The 14,618-nt window shown below is 48.3% G+C and carries 17 protein-coding genes and 3 tRNA genes; 9 read left to right on the top strand and 11 right to left on the bottom strand.

The window, feature by feature from the left end:
• Window positions 1–3 precede the first annotated feature (3 nt).
• The 3 genes from fliQ to rcsA all read left to right on the top strand — a co-directional run bounded on the left by fliQ (window position 4) and on the right by rcsA (window position 1,981).
• Window positions 4–273, top strand: a complete 270-nt coding sequence (gene fliQ, locus IMQ48_RS09495) for a flagellar biosynthesis protein FliQ (RefSeq protein ID WP_003030425.1) — start codon at window positions 4–6, stop codon at window positions 271–273.
• Between the two features lie 8 nt (window positions 274–281).
• The gene (fliR, locus tag IMQ48_RS09490; RefSeq protein ID WP_196208831.1) at window positions 282–1,076 is read left to right on the top strand and encodes a flagellar biosynthetic protein FliR; all 795 of its coding nucleotides are present in this window, start codon (window positions 282–284) and stop codon (window positions 1,074–1,076) included.
• 281 nt (window positions 1,077–1,357) lie between these two features.
• Complete coding sequence (gene rcsA, locus IMQ48_RS09485; RefSeq protein WP_196208830.1) at window positions 1,358–1,981, top strand: transcriptional regulator RcsA; 624 nt, start codon at window positions 1,358–1,360, stop codon at window positions 1,979–1,981.
• 55 nt (window positions 1,982–2,036) lie between these two features.
• On the opposite strand, the gene dsrB is transcribed toward rcsA, so the two are convergent.
• Complete coding sequence (dsrB, locus tag IMQ48_RS09480; protein WP_170974186.1) at window positions 2,037–2,225, bottom strand: protein DsrB; 189 nt, start codon at window positions 2,223–2,225, stop codon at window positions 2,037–2,039.
• A 154-nt stretch (window positions 2,226–2,379) separates the two neighbouring features.
• Between dsrB and yodD the strand changes: the two genes are divergently transcribed.
• Window positions 2,380–2,607 carry a YodD family peroxide/acid resistance protein gene (yodD, locus tag IMQ48_RS09475; protein ID WP_196208829.1) on the top strand — a complete coding sequence of 76 codons (228 nt, stop codon included), beginning with the start codon at window positions 2,380–2,382 and terminating at the stop codon, window positions 2,605–2,607.
• Between the two features lie 202 nt (window positions 2,608–2,809).
• On the opposite strand, the gene IMQ48_RS09470 is transcribed toward yodD, so the two are convergent.
• Together IMQ48_RS09470 and IMQ48_RS09465 are read right to left on the bottom strand one after the other, a co-directional pair.
• On the bottom strand, window positions 2,810–2,989 hold the full coding sequence (locus tag IMQ48_RS09470; RefSeq protein ID WP_196208828.1) for a YodC family protein: 180 nt from the start codon (window positions 2,987–2,989) through the stop codon (window positions 2,810–2,812).
• Between the two features lie 78 nt (window positions 2,990–3,067).
• Complete coding sequence (locus IMQ48_RS09465; RefSeq protein ID WP_196208827.1) at window positions 3,068–4,015, bottom strand: DUF808 domain-containing protein; 948 nt, start codon at window positions 4,013–4,015, stop codon at window positions 3,068–3,070.
• A 143-nt stretch (window positions 4,016–4,158) separates the two neighbouring features.
• Here IMQ48_RS09465 and yedA point away from each other — a divergent pair, with 143 nt between their 5' ends.
• Entirely contained in the window at window positions 4,159–5,079 is a 921-nt protein-coding gene (gene yedA / locus IMQ48_RS09460) for a drug/metabolite exporter YedA (protein WP_196208826.1), read from the top strand.
• On the opposite strand, the gene IMQ48_RS09455 is transcribed toward yedA, so the two are convergent.
• The 3 genes from IMQ48_RS09455 to IMQ48_RS09445 form a co-directional block, all read right to left on the bottom strand.
• Window positions 5,071–5,538 carry a very short patch repair endonuclease gene (locus IMQ48_RS09455; protein ID WP_196208825.1) on the bottom strand — a complete coding sequence of 156 codons (468 nt, stop codon included), beginning with the start codon at window positions 5,536–5,538 and terminating at the stop codon, window positions 5,071–5,073. The genes yedA and IMQ48_RS09455 overlap by 9 nt on opposite strands.
• Entirely contained in the window at window positions 5,519–6,949 is a 1,431-nt protein-coding gene (locus IMQ48_RS09450) for a DNA cytosine methyltransferase (protein WP_196208824.1), read from the bottom strand. Before IMQ48_RS09450 ends, IMQ48_RS09455 begins: the two co-directional genes overlap by 20 nt.
• Window positions 6,950–7,022: 73 nt before the next feature.
• Window positions 7,023–7,718 carry a phosphohydrolase gene (locus tag IMQ48_RS09445; protein WP_196208823.1) on the bottom strand — a complete coding sequence of 232 codons (696 nt, stop codon included), beginning with the start codon at window positions 7,716–7,718 and terminating at the stop codon, window positions 7,023–7,025.
• A 399-nt stretch (window positions 7,719–8,117) separates the two neighbouring features.
• On the opposite strand from IMQ48_RS09445, the gene ompC reads away from it, so the two are divergent.
• The gene (gene ompC / locus IMQ48_RS09440) at window positions 8,118–9,296 is read left to right on the top strand and encodes a porin OmpC (protein WP_196208822.1); all 1,179 of its coding nucleotides are present in this window, start codon (window positions 8,118–8,120) and stop codon (window positions 9,294–9,296) included.
• Between the two features lie 170 nt (window positions 9,297–9,466).
• On the opposite strand, the gene IMQ48_RS09435 is transcribed toward ompC, so the two are convergent.
• A tRNA-Ser gene (locus IMQ48_RS09435) sits at window positions 9,467–9,556 on the bottom strand.
• 93 nt (window positions 9,557–9,649) lie between these two features.
• On the opposite strand from IMQ48_RS09435, the gene mtfA reads away from it, so the two are divergent.
• Window positions 9,650–10,447 (top strand): DgsA anti-repressor MtfA, encoded by a 798-nt coding sequence (gene mtfA, locus IMQ48_RS09430; RefSeq protein WP_196208821.1) that lies wholly within the window; start codon window positions 9,650–9,652, stop codon window positions 10,445–10,447.
• Window positions 10,448–10,547: 100 nt separating this feature from the next.
• Window positions 10,548–10,623: transfer RNA gene (locus IMQ48_RS09425), tRNA-Asn, on the top strand.
• Window positions 10,624–10,665: 42 nt separating this feature from the next.
• On the opposite strand, the gene cbl is transcribed toward IMQ48_RS09425, so the two are convergent.
• Entirely contained in the window at window positions 10,666–11,619 is a 954-nt protein-coding gene (cbl, locus tag IMQ48_RS09420; RefSeq protein ID WP_196208820.1) for an HTH-type transcriptional regulator Cbl, read from the bottom strand.
• A 101-nt stretch (window positions 11,620–11,720) separates the two neighbouring features.
• Complete coding sequence (gene nac / locus IMQ48_RS09415; protein ID WP_196208819.1) at window positions 11,721–12,638, bottom strand: nitrogen assimilation transcriptional regulator NAC; 918 nt, start codon at window positions 12,636–12,638, stop codon at window positions 11,721–11,723.
• 326 nt (window positions 12,639–12,964) lie between these two features.
• Between nac and IMQ48_RS09410 the strand changes: the two genes are divergently transcribed.
• Window positions 12,965–13,040, top strand: a tRNA-Asn gene (locus IMQ48_RS09410).
• 560 nt (window positions 13,041–13,600) lie between these two features.
• Here the strand turns inward: IMQ48_RS09410 and IMQ48_RS09405 are convergent.
• Window positions 13,601–14,239 carry a 2OG-Fe dioxygenase family protein gene (locus tag IMQ48_RS09405; RefSeq protein WP_196208818.1) on the bottom strand — a complete coding sequence of 213 codons (639 nt, stop codon included), beginning with the start codon at window positions 14,237–14,239 and terminating at the stop codon, window positions 13,601–13,603.
• Between the two features lie 82 nt (window positions 14,240–14,321).
• A complete protein-coding gene (locus tag IMQ48_RS09400; protein WP_196208817.1) occupies window positions 14,322–14,531 on the bottom strand; it encodes a 2-hydroxymuconate tautomerase family protein in 210 nt (69 codons plus the stop codon).
• Window positions 14,532–14,618 lie beyond the last annotated feature (87 nt).

Here is a 14,618-nt window from a genome sequence, read left to right as displayed (position 1 = left end):
GAAATGACACCTGAATCGGTCATGATGATGGGCACCGAGGCGATGAAAGTTGCCCTTGCCCTCGCCGCACCGTTGTTACTGGTCGCTCTGGTGACAGGGCTGATTATCAGCATCCTGCAGGCGGCAACCCAAATTAACGAAATGACGCTATCGTTCATTCCGAAAATTGTCGCGGTCTTTATCGCCATTATTGTGGCCGGGCCGTGGATGCTTAACCTGTTGCTGGACTACGTACGTACGCTGTTCAGCAATATCCCCTACATCATCGGGTAGGCGACGCCATGCTGCAGGTGACGAGCGATCAATGGCTTTACTGGCTGAACCTGTATTTCTGGCCGTTACTGCGCGTACTGGCTCTCATTTCAACGGCGCCCATCCTCAGTGAACGTGCGATCCCCAAGCGGGTAAAGCTGGGGCTGGGCCTGATGATAACGATCGTCATCGCCCCGTCGTTGCCCGCCAACGACGTGCCTATTTTCTCCATCGCGGCATTATGGCAGGCGTTGCAGCAAATCCTGATCGGCATCGCGTTAGGACTCACCATGCAGTTTGCGTTTGCAGCGGTACGTACGGCCGGTGAACTCATTGGCCTGCAGATGGGGCTTTCCTTTGCCACATTCTTTGACCCCGGCAGTCGTCTGAACATGCCCGTGCTGGCACGACTGATGGATTTACTTGCCATGCTGCTGTTTTTGACCTTTAACGGTCACCTATGGTTGATCTCACTGCTGGTAGACACGTTTCATACCCTACCGATCGGCGGAAATCCAGTAAACAGCAATGCCTTCCTCGCCCTCGCTCGCGCCGGTAGCTTAATATTCCTCAACGGGCTGATGCTGGCGCTACCAGTGATGACGCTGCTGCTCACCCTTAACCTCGCTCTTGGGTTATTAAATCGTATGGCTCCCCAGCTGTCCGTTTTTGTCATTGGCTTTCCGCTTACCCTGACAGTAGGTATTTCATTAATGGCCGCGTTAATGCCATTAATTGCGCCGTTCTGCGAACGTTTATTCAGCGAAATTTTCAATTTACTTGCTGATATAATCAGTGAAATGCCCACAAATAATAACCCATAGTATTTATCCTGTTTTACTAAGGATTGTCCGAAATTCAAAAACCAACCACATTTACCAGGATAACGCTGCCGCGGCTTATTTGTTTTTGCCTTACTCACAGAACGCAACATTTACTTTACTTTAAGATGTTTCCTGGCAAATTATACGCGACTTTACGGGATAGTAAATCCGCCTGAAAACAAGCAGTAAAAGCGTCATCTTGGGTTGTTATTATTCCGTTTAGTTGTGCAGAAATAATCAGGTAAGGGGAATTATCGTTACGCATTGAGTGAGGGTAAGCCATGTCAACGATTATTATGGATTTATGCAGTTACACCCGGTTAGGATTGACCGGGTATCTGGTAAGTCGGGGGGTGAAGAAAAGGGAAATCAACGGTGTTTCAACCGTTGATGAACTCAGTATCGCCTGTGACGCACATCAACCTGCTGTGGTGTTTATTAATGAAGACTGCTTCATCCACGATCCTGCTAACAGTCGGCAAATAAAGCAAATCATTAATCAGCATCCCAGCACGTTATTTATCGTATTTATGGCAATTGCCAATGTTCATTTTAATGAATATCTGCTAGTCAGAAATAATTTATTAATAAGTTCGAAGTCGATTAAACCAGATTCACTGGACGAATTGCTTGGCGATATTCTGAAAAAGGAGATTGATATTGTCGTCAATGTCAATCTACCGACACTGTCATTAAGTCGTACTGAGTCCAGCATGTTACGCATGTGGATGGAGGGACAGGGAACTATTCAGATCTCCGATCAAATGAATATTAAGGCAAAAACCGTCTCATCCCATAAGGGGAATATAAAGCGAAAAATCAAGACGCATAATAAACAGGTTATCTATCATGTCGTTCGACTCACCGATAACGTCACCAACGGTATCTTTGTGAATATGCGATAACACGTGCTGACTGGTGGGAATGCCACCAGTCAGCATAAAGACGAAAGCGGTATGATTAGTCTACCTTCTCCACAAAGATACCATCCTGATGACCTGACTCATTAAAGAACCAGATACCGAGCGGGTAGTCTTCCAGCGAAACCAGGTACATGGTGCCTTCACTAAACTCTTCAATTGCCAGTACCCGGCCAGGCCGACGAGGGCCGCCGTCCGTTTTGACTGTAACCCGATCATTCACCTTCATAGTTTTCCTCCTGTGGCTTTGTGCCAGTGTAGAACAAATTCTATTTTCTGGCAGCGCCCGGCGCGTGCGACTGCGGGTTTTCTCGACGGTCTATACTTACTTTGTGGGCATAAGTGATTTTTCCCGACATCCGTAACGGTTGAGAGGTAGGTGAATGAAAACCGCGAAAGAGTACAGCGAGACGGCCAAACGTGAGGTTAGTGTTGATGTGGACGCACTGCTGGAGGCGATCAACGAAATCTGCGAGAGCGAAATTCATCGCAGCCACGATGACCCGGATCGCGTCAGCGTCGATGGTCGTGATTACCATACATGGCATGAATTAGCTGAGGCGTTCGAGCTGGATATCCACGACTTTAGCGTGACGGAAATCAATCGCTGACGGCGAAAAAAATCCCGGCCCGCAATGGGTCGGGATCAAGCTTGCTTATGCAAGAAGCACTTGAAAATTCGTTACACCAGGAAATCTGATGTGGAGCCAACCTTATCTGCAATTTTTTTGCCTGACAAGTAAATAATTCTCACCAAAATGATAAATATAACTAATGGTTGAGAGTGCACTCGCTTACGGCTGAACGTTGTGTTCAGACTTCCTGGCATTGTTGTCCCTCACCGGACATCAGTTCATCTTCACGGAATGCTTCCCGTTTAACGCCAAAGCCATCGTACCAGCGACACTCAACCATGCCGCTGGCGTATCCGGTGACAATCATGCGCGGGCCACCCTGTTTCACGGTGACTTCCTCACTGACAGAAAAGACCATACCTGCCTCCTGTACCAAGAGAAAACCTTTTCACCTTAGACGACAGGGAGCCGTTTTGCGTAATCAGATAGTGAAAAATTAGTGTGCGACACCGCGCATTTTTGCCACCATTTTCACCAGCAGCACCACAACCCCACCAATAATAAAGCCCAGTACAAGGTTTAGCAGCGTCGGGATCATCATTGCCATAAATGCGCTTTGTTGCTGAGAAAAATGTTCAATCGCATGATGCAACGGTGCAATCCCGTGGACCACAATCCCGCCGCCGACCAAAAACATCGCCAGGGTTCCCACCACGGATAGCGTTTTCATCAGCCATGGAGCCACCACCAGCAAACCTTTACCCAGAGCCTGAGCGACAGCGCTGCGCTTTTCAGCCAGCCAGTAACCAATGTCATCCAGTTTAACGATAATGCCGACCAGGCCGTACACGCCAACGGTAACTGCCAGCGCAATGCCTGATAGCACCAGCACCTGATTGAGCAACGGTGCATCGGCCACAATTCCCAGCGTAATGGCTACGATCTCTGCGGATAAAATAAAATCGGTGCGCACGGCCCCTTTGATTTTATCTTTCTCAAAGGTCAGCGGATCCTGCGCCGCCATCTCGACCAGACGCTGCTGCCGCTCTTCCGGCGTTTCCTGATGTTTACGCGCCTGCAGCGTATGCAGGACTTTTTCCACACCTTCAAAACAGAGGAACGCCCCGCCGATCATTAATAATGGAGTAATCGCCCAGGGAATAAAGGCGCTTATCAATAACGCCAACGGCACGAGGATAACTTTGTTGACGAAAGATCCTTTTGCCACACTCCAGACGACCGGGAGCTCGCGATTTGCCCGTACCCCCGACACCTGCTGCGCGTTAAGCGACAGGTCATCTCCCAGTACGCCCGCGGTTTTTTTTGCGGCCAGTTTTCCCATCATGGAGACATCGTCAAGCAGCGTGGCGATATCATCGAGTAAGGTCAGTAAGCTACTTCCTGCCAAAATTTTCACCCTCAATATTATTTTTTTTGCAGTCATCAGTATGAAGTAAAAAACGTGATGCTGAAACTCACCTTTATGGTCAACAAATATTTAACAACATCGGGTAATTATAAATCTCGCCAGCACGATAGTTTTGACGTTTACTATGTTGCGCCTTTTTATTTCCACCGTGAGGGATTATGCGTTTCAGGCAATTGTTACCACTTTTCAGCGCGCTGTTCGCACTGTACATCATTTGGGGTTCCACCTACTTCGTTATCCGTATTGGCGTTGAAAGCTGGCCGCCGCTCATGATGGCCGGCGTGCGGTTTCTGTCTGCGGGGATTTTGTTAACCGCATTTTTACTTCTGCGCGGTCACAAGCTGCCGCCGTTACGCCCGCTGCTCAACGCCGCACTGATCGGTATTCTGCTGCTGGCAGTAGGAAATGGGCTGGTCACCGTCGCCGAACACCAGAACGTTCCTTCCGGCATCGCTGCCGTGGTGGTCGCCACCGTCCCACTGTTCACACTGTGCTTCAGCTATTTCTTTGGTATCAAAACCCGCAAACTGGAGTGGATGGGCATTGCTATCGGACTGGCCGGGATCATCATGCTCAACAGCGGCGGGAATTTGAGTGGCAATCCCTGGGGCGCGGTGTTGATCCTGATTGGCTCAATGAGCTGGGCATTCGGTTCCGTGTACGGTTCCCGCATCACCTTACCCGTGGGTATGATGGCTGGTACGATTGAAATGTTAGCCGCTGGCATCGTGCTGATGGGCGCTTCACTTATCTCCGGAGAAAAGCTGACTACCCTACCGTCATTTTCCGGGTTTATGGCGGTCGCTTACCTGGCGCTGTTCGGCTCCATTATCGCCATCAACGCGTATATGTACCTGATCCGTAATGTGAGCCCGGCGCTGGCGACCAGCTATGCCTACGTCAACCCGGTTGTTGCCGTATTATTAGGAACCGGTCTGGGAGGTGAAAGCCTGGCGTTCATCGAGTGGCTGGCCCTCGGAGTGATTGTTTTTGCCGTGGTACTGGTGACGTTGGGTAAATACCTGTTCCCGGTCAAAGCGGACGCGGTCGCCGCACCGTCGGAAAAGTCGTTACAGTAAATGAATACCCTGAGTGTCGATCTGCGCGGTGGCACCACCGCTGCAGATCCACTCCACCACACGCTCTGACAGAGCCTCATCGCTGAGTTTTTTTCGCCCCCGTAAGGCGCATTCCCAGATAATCAGCACGCGCCAACCAAGCACCTGCAACTTCTCGCAATCCCGCGCATCGCGCTCGACGTTTTTACCTATCTTTTCCAGCCAAAATTCCGTGCGCGTCGCAGGGGTCTTAAACAAATAGCAATCGTGATAATGCCAGAAACAGCCATGGGTAAAAATAACGCACTGGTAATCATCCACCACAAAATCAGGGCGGCCAGGTAACGCCGCATCCTGCACGCGAAACGTTACTCCTTGCTCCGTCAATACGCTGGCCAGACGTTGCTCAATAGCCGTATTGCGGGTCGCGATTGCCCGCATATTCTTACTGCGCGTGGCCTTATCGTGAACGTCTGCCATGCAGACTCTCTTTCTCTCGCAGCGAGACGGCCTGTTTGATTTTTGGCTCCAGCAATCGGGCTACCGCCGCAAATGCCGGAACAACCACCGAATTGCCGAACTGGCGATAGGCCTGGGTATCAGATACCGGGATGCGGAACTGATATCCCTGAGGCGACTCAAATCCCATCAGACGCGCGCACTCTCGGGGTGTAAGCCTGCGCGGTCGATGCAATTGGTTATGCGGATCGTCAAAATTCTGTTCACCCAGCGCCATATCCCAGCCACGGTCAATTAAGATTTCCGCCCCGTCTTTGTAATAGCGTGCAGATAATGTGCGCGTCACGCTATGCGGATTACCGGGATACACCATGCCATAGCCAAATCCATTCCCCCGCGCCTGATGCTTTTGCGCGTAGCGATACAAATATTTCCACAGTACCGGCGTCAGGATGTACTTCGCATCAATGGTCGGTTCGAGCAACTCAGCCAACGTAGTACGCCGTTGCGGGTAGCGAGTGACAATATCCCGTAGCGTAAAGTCAGTTTTCAGATTCAGGTCGCGTCGAAAGCCCACGAGGACAATACGTTCGCGATGCTGCGGCAAAAAATGTTTTCCATCGATAATTTTAGGGTCGTCTGGTCCGTTATCCGCCGCATCCGCCACGTCATACCCCAACTCATCCAGCGTTTGCATAATGATGCGAAACGTTTTCCCCTGGTCATGACTCTTCAGGTTTTTGACGTTTTCCAGCACAAAGATTGCCGGGCGGCGGGCATCAATGATTCTGACCACGTCGAAAAATAGCGTGCCTTGCGTGTCACAAGCAAAACCGTGCGCACGACCTAAGGCATTTTTCTTGGATACGCCCGCCAGCGAAAACGGCTGACAAGGAAAGCCGGCCAGCAATACATCATGCTGAGGAACATGCTGGCGAATATGTTCAGCCGCCTCCCCATCGCTCACCCCGGCACGATGGCTTAACGTAATATCGCGAATATCTTCATTAAAATGGTGCTGCTCAGGGTCGCAATAGTAATTCGCTTTGTAGGTTCGCACCGCATGCTTGTTCCACTCGCTGGTAAACACGCACTGCCCACCGATCGCTTCGAAACCACGGCGAATGCCGCCAATTCCGGCAAAAAGATCGATAAAGCGAAAAGCATACTGCGGATGATGTACCGGCGGCGTCGGTAATAAGGTCTTCAGGTGGGTAAATTCTCGATCGCTCAGACGGTGCCATGTCTCATTCGCAACCACACGTTTAAAGATGGCCGGGCTCCAGTGATGCTCACCGACGCCATTAAGATGAGCCACCAGCGTTTTCACGTCATAAATCTCAAGCAGCTTAGCCAACATCACCTGCACGGCGATCCCGGTATCCTCTGTCATCAGGTTCATGGTGCCTGTTACTGAAAAATTTTCCTGCATACATTTAACCGGCCGAAATGGATTATCGACAGGTTAACATAAAACAGAGGCGTTTACGTTTCAGCTAAGCAGACTACTGATGTGCCTTAAAGGGCTGAATAGCTGCAAGATCCAGCCCCTCATACTCCCCTTTTAGCTCGGCGCTTAATTTCGCCATGTAGTTCAGCAAAAAATCGGCGTTATGCTGCGCTAAATACCGTCCCTGCTCTGTTTGCATCGTCAGTGGCAGTTGCAATAATTTGGTCTGGAAATGATCGAGTGCATACTGCTTGTCGTCGAGCACGCGTCGTTGTGCAAAAGGGTCTTCTGCATCAAACAGTGCCACACCCAGTGCGCCAGAAACCGCAAACACGCGAGCTAATCCGATGGCCCCCAAAGCCTCCAGCCTGTCAGCATCCTGAACAATTTTGGCTTCGATTGTGGTGGGTGAAATTTTGGCACTAAAACTGTGAGCTTCAATGGCATGACTTACCGCTGGCAACCGGTCCACTGGAAAGGTGGGGAAAGACTGCGTCAACACGCGGCAGGTTTCTTCTGCAGCCAGTACAGACGAACGATGACGGTCAGGATGGTTTTTCGGCAAGCTGATAAGATCGTGGAAATAACAGGCGGTCAGCACCACCAGCCAGTCGACCGTTACATCGGTACTCAGTTGTTGTGACGTCATCCACACACGACGAAAATGAAAGAGGTCATGGGCCGCATCCTGCCCGAGATGATTTTCACGCAGCCATGCTTCAAATTGCGACTGCCAGTGTTGTAATTCCATGCTATTCCTCACGAACGCGACATCAATATATACACAACGTAAATTATCGCACCATTTTTATAATATCAAATGATTAATCACAATGAACCAGCATCAGAATCTATAAGTTATAAATACAATCAACAATGACATATATAATTTATATTGAATAAAATTTTAATATGAATCGATTGCGATCCATAAATTAATGACAGATTAATCATTTACATAGAAAATGCAAAACATAAAAACATATTAAATGAATAATAAAAACCCAAATAGAAACATTTTGAAATCTTTTAAATACATTTGTTACATGTAATATTTTAAAATAAATGAACTTCATAGAATAGTATCCAAATGTAGTCTTTCGGATAGAACTATATATTCACATCAATTATTATCATAAGGGAATACATAATGAAAAGAAAAGTACTGGCGCTTCTTCTCCCTGCATTATTAGCTGCAGGCGCAGCAAATGCGGCTGAAATCTATAATAAGAATGGCAACAAACTGGATCTGTACGGAAAAGTTGATGGTCTGCGCTATTTTTCTGATGACGCTGGCAGCGACGGCGACATGACCTATGCGCGTCTGGGCTTTAAGGGCGAAACCCAAATTAACGATATGCTCACCGGCTACGGTCAGTGGGAATATAACATTCAGGCCAATGGCACCGAAGGTGACAAAGGCGACTCATGGACCCGTCTGGCTTTCGCTGGTTTAGGTTTTGGTCAGAACGGTACCTTCGACTACGGTCGTAACTACGGTGTGGTCTACGACGTAGAAGCCTGGACCGATATGCTGCCGGAGTTCGGTGGCGATACTTACACCCAGACCGACGTGTATATGACCGGTCGTGCCAATGGCGTTGCCACCTACCGTAACAAAGGCTTCTTTGGTCAGGTTGATGGTCTGAACTTCGCCCTGCAGTACCAAGGTAATAACGAAGGAACCAGCGCAGGTCAAGAAGGTTCCGGCAATAGCGCCGGTCGCAAACTGGCGAAGGAAAATGGCGACGGTTTCGGTATGTCGACCTCTTATGACTTCGACTTCGGCTTAAGCCTCGGCGCCGCGTATTCCAGCTCCGATCGAACAAATGATCAGGTTGCTGCTGGTCGTGGTGATCGTAGCTATCGCAATAGCTATGCTGGCGGTGATACCGCTGATGCGTGGACTGTTGGCGCAAAATATGACGCCTATAATGTTTACCTGGCAGCCATGTATTCTGAAACTCGCAACATGACCTATTACGGCTCTGGTGATGGGCATGCAGGCGGTATTGCCAACAAAACCCAGAACTTTGAAGTGACCGCTCAGTACCAGTTTGACTTTGGTCTGCGTCCTGCAGTTTCTTTCCTGCAATCTAAAGGCGTTGACTTAGGCGGCTGGGATCACAATAGCAATGGTACACCACGTTATACCGACAAAGACCTGGTCAAATATGTTGATGTGGGAATGACTTACTACTTCAACAAAAACATGTCCACCTATGTTGATTACAAAATCAACTTGCTGGACGAAGACGACAACTTCTATGAAAGCAATGGCATCGCAACTGACGATATCGTTGCAGTTGGTTTAGTCTACCAGTTCTAATTCTGCTCAACACGCAGCAAGCCCGCTTCATATGAAGCGGGCTTTTTGTTTATACGAAGCGTATTTTCGTGCCAGGCAGGCAATACAGCGACAAACTTGTGAGGATATTCAAAGAAAAAAACATCGGTGAGAACTGTCGTTGAAAGCAAGGCCTGCAAGTGCTTGAATAGTGGCGGAGAGAGGGGGATTTGAACCCCCGGTAGAGTTGCCCCTACTCCGGTTTTCGAGACCGGTCCATTCAGCCGCTCTGGCATCTCTCCGTTCTGGCGGTTGCCATGATGCCAGGTAATTTGGCATTTTAACAGACCCCGTTCCGTCAATTTCGTTCAAGTGACGAGTTTGCGAGCAAAACGATGATTAAGTGGCCCTGGAAAGAGCAAGAAACAGCCCGGAATGATGACTGGCCTTGGGATAACGCTCTGGCAATTCCTCTTCTGGTGAATCTCACCGAGCAAGAACAAGCCAGACTTATCGCCCTGGCTGAGCGCTTTTTACAGCAAAAAAGGTTAGTTGCACTCCAGGGGTTTGAACTAGACCCGCTAAAAAGTGCACGTATTGCTCTGCTTTTCTGTTTACCTATTCTGGAATTGGGTATTGAGTGGCTTGATGGTTTTCATGAAGTCCTGATCTACCCTGCCCCGTTTGTTGTGGATGATGAATGGGAAGATGACATTGGGTTGGTGCATAATCAACGCGTTGTTCAGTCCGGGCAAAGCTGGCAGCAGGGTCCAATTATCCTGAACTGGCTCGATATTCAGGACTCCTTCGATGCCTCGGGTTTTAATCTGATTATTCATGAAGTGGCGCATAAACTGGATATGCGCAATGGCGATCGCGCCAGCGGTATTCCGGCGATCCCGCTGCGGGATATTGCTGGCTGGGAACACGATTTGCATGCTGCTATGAATAACATTCAGGATGAAGTCGACCTGGTAGGCGAAACAGCTTGCAGTATAGACGCCTATGCAGCGACCGATCCTGCCGAATGTTTTGCTGTGTTATCTGAATATTACTTCAGCGCTCCCGAGTTATTTGCGCCTCGTTTCCCTGCATTATGGCAACGTTTCTCTCAGTTCTATCGGCAGAATCCCTTACAACGATTGCGTGATAACCGGGAAGATGAGAATAATTGTTCATCGAATGTGCATTAACACTGCATTTTGAGGATTAATTAACCAATTGAAATGACGTGCTAATTTTACTGTTGACACGGCATGGAGAGGTCAGTAATATTCGCCTCGTTCAAACGATTCCTCTGTAGTTCAGTCGGTAGAACGGCGGACTGTTAATCCGTATGTCACTGGTTCGAGTCCAGTCAGAGGAGCCAAATTTAAGAAGCCTGCTTAGGAAACTAAGCAGGCTTTTTGTTTTAGATCTGATAATCAATCATCACTTCATCATCCGGTTCCATGGCCTGCCGCTTGATCTCCTCCACGGATAACCCTGCATTGCATAACTCAATGAATCGCCAGACGTAATTGCGCTGTAATTGCCCACGTTTTAGGCCAAGCCAGACGGTATTGGCATCGAATAAATGCCGGGTATCAAGACGGGTTAGCGTCCCCTCTTCCTGCTCACCACTGGATTGCTCCGCCACCAGACCGATACCCAATCCCAGTGCCACATAGGTTTTGATAACATCAGAATCCTGCGCACTGAGGATAATATCAGGCAGTAATCCTTTACGGGCAAACGCCTCATCAATACGTGAACGGCCGGTAATTCCCTGCCGGTAAGTAATAAGCGGCCAGCGAGCAATGGCCTCCAGCGTCGGCGGAGACGTCAGGACCAATGGATGATCGTGAGGCACGAGCAGGCTGTGATGCCAGCGAAACCAGGGGAAAGCCACCAACAACGGATCGCTGCTTAACCGCTCGCTGGCAATACCGATATCGGCCCCGCCATTTTGCAATAGCACGTCGATTTCCTGCGGCGTACCCTGAATTAACTCCAGACGAACCTCGGGGAAAAGTTCGCGAAACGCTTTAATTACCGCGGGCAGGCTATAACGTGCCTGCGTATGGGTAGTGGCAATCGTCAGCACACCAGAAGTGTCATTGGTGAACAGATCGGCAAGTCGGCGAACATTGCTGGCTTCATTGAGAATACGTTCAGCGATAACCAGCAAGGCTTTACCCGGCTCAGTCATACCAAGCAGGCGTTTACCGCGACGGATAAAAATTTCAATACCGAGTTCATCTTCAAGCTCACGAATATGTCGGCTTACCCCCGATTGCGAGGTATAAAGGATATTCGCGACCTCCGTCAGGTTGTAATCCTGCCGTGCCGCTTCACGGATGATTTTAAGTTGCTGGAAATTCACTCTACACTCCGGATACATCAGACATTACGCTATTGTTAAAGTCTGATGCCCGGCATAACAAATAATAAAAACCTGCATCTTATTCCTACACGGAATAAGGTTTAACTCACCAACTGTAGTTCACGGTTTTCCAGTGCCGGGCTACCAACCAACGACAACAGGATCTCTTTCACTGCCTGAGCCTGAGGTGACAAACTCCCCCTGGCCGACACATTCAACGATAATGGCAGACTCATCGACGGCGTGGTAATACGCGCCATCCAGCCATTTGCTGCATTGCAGAGCGAACGAGCCGCCGACTCCGGCAAAACAGTCCCCCCCATGCCACTGGCAATTGCCGCGGTTAAGGTGGAGATAGATTCAATTTCCCCAATCACTTTGGCCGTTAAACGACGTAATGAAAAGGCTTCATCCACTCGCAATCGCACCGCGCTGTAATCCCGGGGAAGAAACAGATTCATCTGGGCCACAGCGGCTAAATCAACACTTTGCCCTGGACAATCTCGTGTACCGACAAGGAAAAGATCCTCTTTTAGCAATGGCTGGCTGGTAATACCTGCTATCGGAGAACGTTCGTAGAGTACGGCCATGTCGAGCTGACCACTGAGCAACTTTTCGTTCAGCGCCGCGCCACTGTTCTCATGCAAGTAGATTAACACCTCTGGCAGTTCAGCGCGCACGGTCTGTAATAATGGCATGGTGATAGATGACGCAGCCGTACCGGGTGCCAGGCCAATAGACACCTGGCCGCTCAAAGTCTGTCCGATATTACTGACGGCAAGCTGCGCCTGCTCACACTGGCGTAAAATCGTACGGGCATGGGTATACAGCACTCTTCCAGCTTCCGTGGGGGTCACGCCGCGCTTGGTGCGAATCAGTAACTGCTGATCCAGCTCGCCTTCCAGCGTGGCAACTTGCTGACTCAGCGCAGGTTGCGCGATATGCAACACTTCCGCTGCCTGGGTCAGGCTACCAATGTCGACGATTTTTACGAAGTATTTAAGTCGTCTGAAGTTCATCTTGCCTCCTGTCGGAATACCAGAACCCTTGCTGGCAGTCATGCGAATCAGGGTTGCAAAATACTTGCCAGTTTCGACTGACTACAGGCCAAAGCGCTCAGGGCCTGTAAAATAGGGGGAGGAAGGTCAATGACAAATATTATTTACTCTCTCCACAGTTCTCCTCCTGCCCCACCGCAGAGTGAGGTGCACCAGAATAGAGCAAAGGCCTAAAAAGTTGGAAAGATCGCCGCTTTGTCGATTTTGTCAGCAAACAAACACACAATTGCATTTACCCCTTTGACAACACCCACGCCCCTCGCTAATATGCGCCTCGTTCACACGATTCCTCTGTAGTTCAGTCGGTAGAACGGCGGACTGTTAATCCGTATGTCACTGGTTCGAGTCCAGTCAGAGGAGCCAGATTTTAGTATCATGACATCTCTATGAGTCCTGATATGCGTTGAAAGTAATAAATTATCTTTACCCGGTCATCCTGAGAAGGATTACCGGGTTTTTTGATATCTATATTCTTTGGAGGCTTAATTGAGACCTCATGTTTCGTTGAAACAATGGAACTTCGACCGATAAATCCTTCAAGATTACAGGCAGTTCGGAACTGTACCAGCCGATCAAACCGAACGGCTCAACGTTCTGGTATATGAAGTACTGCATTGACAGAAAAGAAGATGGCCTTTAATTCTTACCCGGGTGTATAGCTGCAAAATATTATTCCGCATTCATCTGTCTTTTCCGAAATAAAATCAATGCAGGGACGATATAAATAATCAGTATGCAAATAATATGATTAGCCATAATAAAGCTCGCTTTAGCGCCATCGCTGCTATGCCCCCAGGAGAGCATTGACACCGGAAGGGATAATCCAGCAAGTATGCGAAGGTGATTATTGCTTAATTCGTTGATTGCTTGAGCTTATGCTGAGTGTTGTAAAATAATTATGGGTGCGCACAATAAGATATTTATTATTTTTCACCCTCAATATCAAAAGTAATGACAAATACATCCCGAACCCCTTTCCCGGGCAACAGCGATACGACAGGTGTAGTATAGTGTAGATAATTAGCATCATTGAAAATGATCGCTTCCCCTGCCTGAATCTTAAAGGTTGCCCCGTCATTTCCGCCGTCGTGATGAGGGATTAGCGTGGTATCGCCACCAGCTATGTTTTCTATTTTACTACAGTAGATAGCAATATACTTAAAGCCAGCCTGATGAACACTTTCCGGAGTCGGTTCACCCGATTGTTGATCATTTGTTTCAATTCTTATTTGATGAATTCCCACATCATAGTTAGTTTTCGGTAACAGCGGCAGTAATTTACTGAAAACCAGATTCATAATTTCTTCAGCAACATCCTTTCTTATTTTTGGGTATTTATCGAAAACACCAGATGAATAAAAGTTAAGTTTTTTAGACGGAAAAAAGGCATCGTGTTCGCACAGGCTAAAATATTTCTCGCACCCAGTCTTTGCCTGGAGATAACTTCGAAAAATAAACATTCCGTCTTCGTCTTTAAGCCAGGGTTCAAGTAGCAACTCATCAAAACTTTTTTTAACGTTAATCGAGGTATTACCCAAATGTATACGATGGTAAGCATGCATATATGATATCCTCTTAAAAGAGATGACGATGCAAATTGACTACAGATATCAGGAGAGGAATTTACGCTCTCCTCCATCAGATTCATTTTTTACTGACTTTTCTGCGCAATTCGGTCACCGGTATGCCACCAATTCCCCAGTTATCGGTATCGACTTCGTCAATAACTACAATGGTTGTGTTAGGGTTTTTATTAAGCACATCCACCAGTAGCTGAGTAGCACCTTCCATCAGCTGTTTCTTTTGCTTATCGGTAACACCTTCTTTGGTAATCTTAATATTTATGTAGGGCATAATAACTCCTGTAAACAAGATGATTATGGATAATGCGTTGAGACAGATAAGTGCAAATACGTCAGACTGTAGAAAAAAGTCACATTG

It is taken from the genome of Citrobacter sp. Res13-Sevr-PEB04-36, assembly GCF_015672735.1.
In the GTDB taxonomy this organism is placed as follows: domain Bacteria; phylum Pseudomonadota; class Gammaproteobacteria; order Enterobacterales; family Enterobacteriaceae; genus Citrobacter.
Note: the sequence above shows the minus strand (reverse complement) of the source record. Positions and strands in the feature narration are given on the sequence as shown.

Coding starts and splice junctions, on each gene's coding strand:
- fliQ (WP_003030425.1), top strand. CDS start 4: ATGACACCTGAATCGGTCATGATGATGGGCACCGAGGCGATGAAAGTT.
- fliR (WP_196208831.1), top strand. CDS start 282: ATGCTGCAGGTGACGAGCGATCAATGGCTTTACTGGCTGAACCTGTAT.
- rcsA (WP_196208830.1), top strand. CDS start 1,358: ATGTCAACGATTATTATGGATTTATGCAGTTACACCCGGTTAGGATTG.
- dsrB (WP_170974186.1), bottom strand. CDS start 2,225: ATGAAGGTGAATGATCGGGTTACAGTCAAAACGGACGGCGGCCCTCGT.
- yodD (WP_196208829.1), top strand. CDS start 2,380: ATGAAAACCGCGAAAGAGTACAGCGAGACGGCCAAACGTGAGGTTAGT.
- IMQ48_RS09470 (WP_196208828.1), bottom strand. CDS start 2,989: ATGGTCTTTTCTGTCAGTGAGGAAGTCACCGTGAAACAGGGTGGCCCG.
- IMQ48_RS09465 (WP_196208827.1), bottom strand. CDS start 4,015: ATGACTGCAAAAAAAATAATATTGAGGGTGAAAATTTTGGCAGGAAGT.
- yedA (WP_196208826.1), top strand. CDS start 4,159: ATGCGTTTCAGGCAATTGTTACCACTTTTCAGCGCGCTGTTCGCACTG.
- IMQ48_RS09455 (WP_196208825.1), bottom strand. CDS start 5,538: ATGGCAGACGTTCACGATAAGGCCACGCGCAGTAAGAATATGCGGGCA.
- IMQ48_RS09450 (WP_196208824.1), bottom strand. CDS start 6,949: ATGCAGGAAAATTTTTCAGTAACAGGCACCATGAACCTGATGACAGAG.
- IMQ48_RS09445 (WP_196208823.1), bottom strand. CDS start 7,718: ATGGAATTACAACACTGGCAGTCGCAATTTGAAGCATGGCTGCGTGAA.
- ompC (WP_196208822.1), top strand. CDS start 8,118: ATGAAAAGAAAAGTACTGGCGCTTCTTCTCCCTGCATTATTAGCTGCA.
- mtfA (WP_196208821.1), top strand. CDS start 9,650: ATGATTAAGTGGCCCTGGAAAGAGCAAGAAACAGCCCGGAATGATGAC.
- nac (WP_196208819.1), bottom strand. CDS start 12,638: ATGAACTTCAGACGACTTAAATACTTCGTAAAAATCGTCGACATTGGT.
- IMQ48_RS09405 (WP_196208818.1), bottom strand. CDS start 14,239: ATGCATGCTTACCATCGTATACATTTGGGTAATACCTCGATTAACGTT.
- IMQ48_RS09400 (WP_196208817.1), bottom strand. CDS start 14,531: ATGCCCTACATAAATATTAAGATTACCAAAGAAGGTGTTACCGATAAG.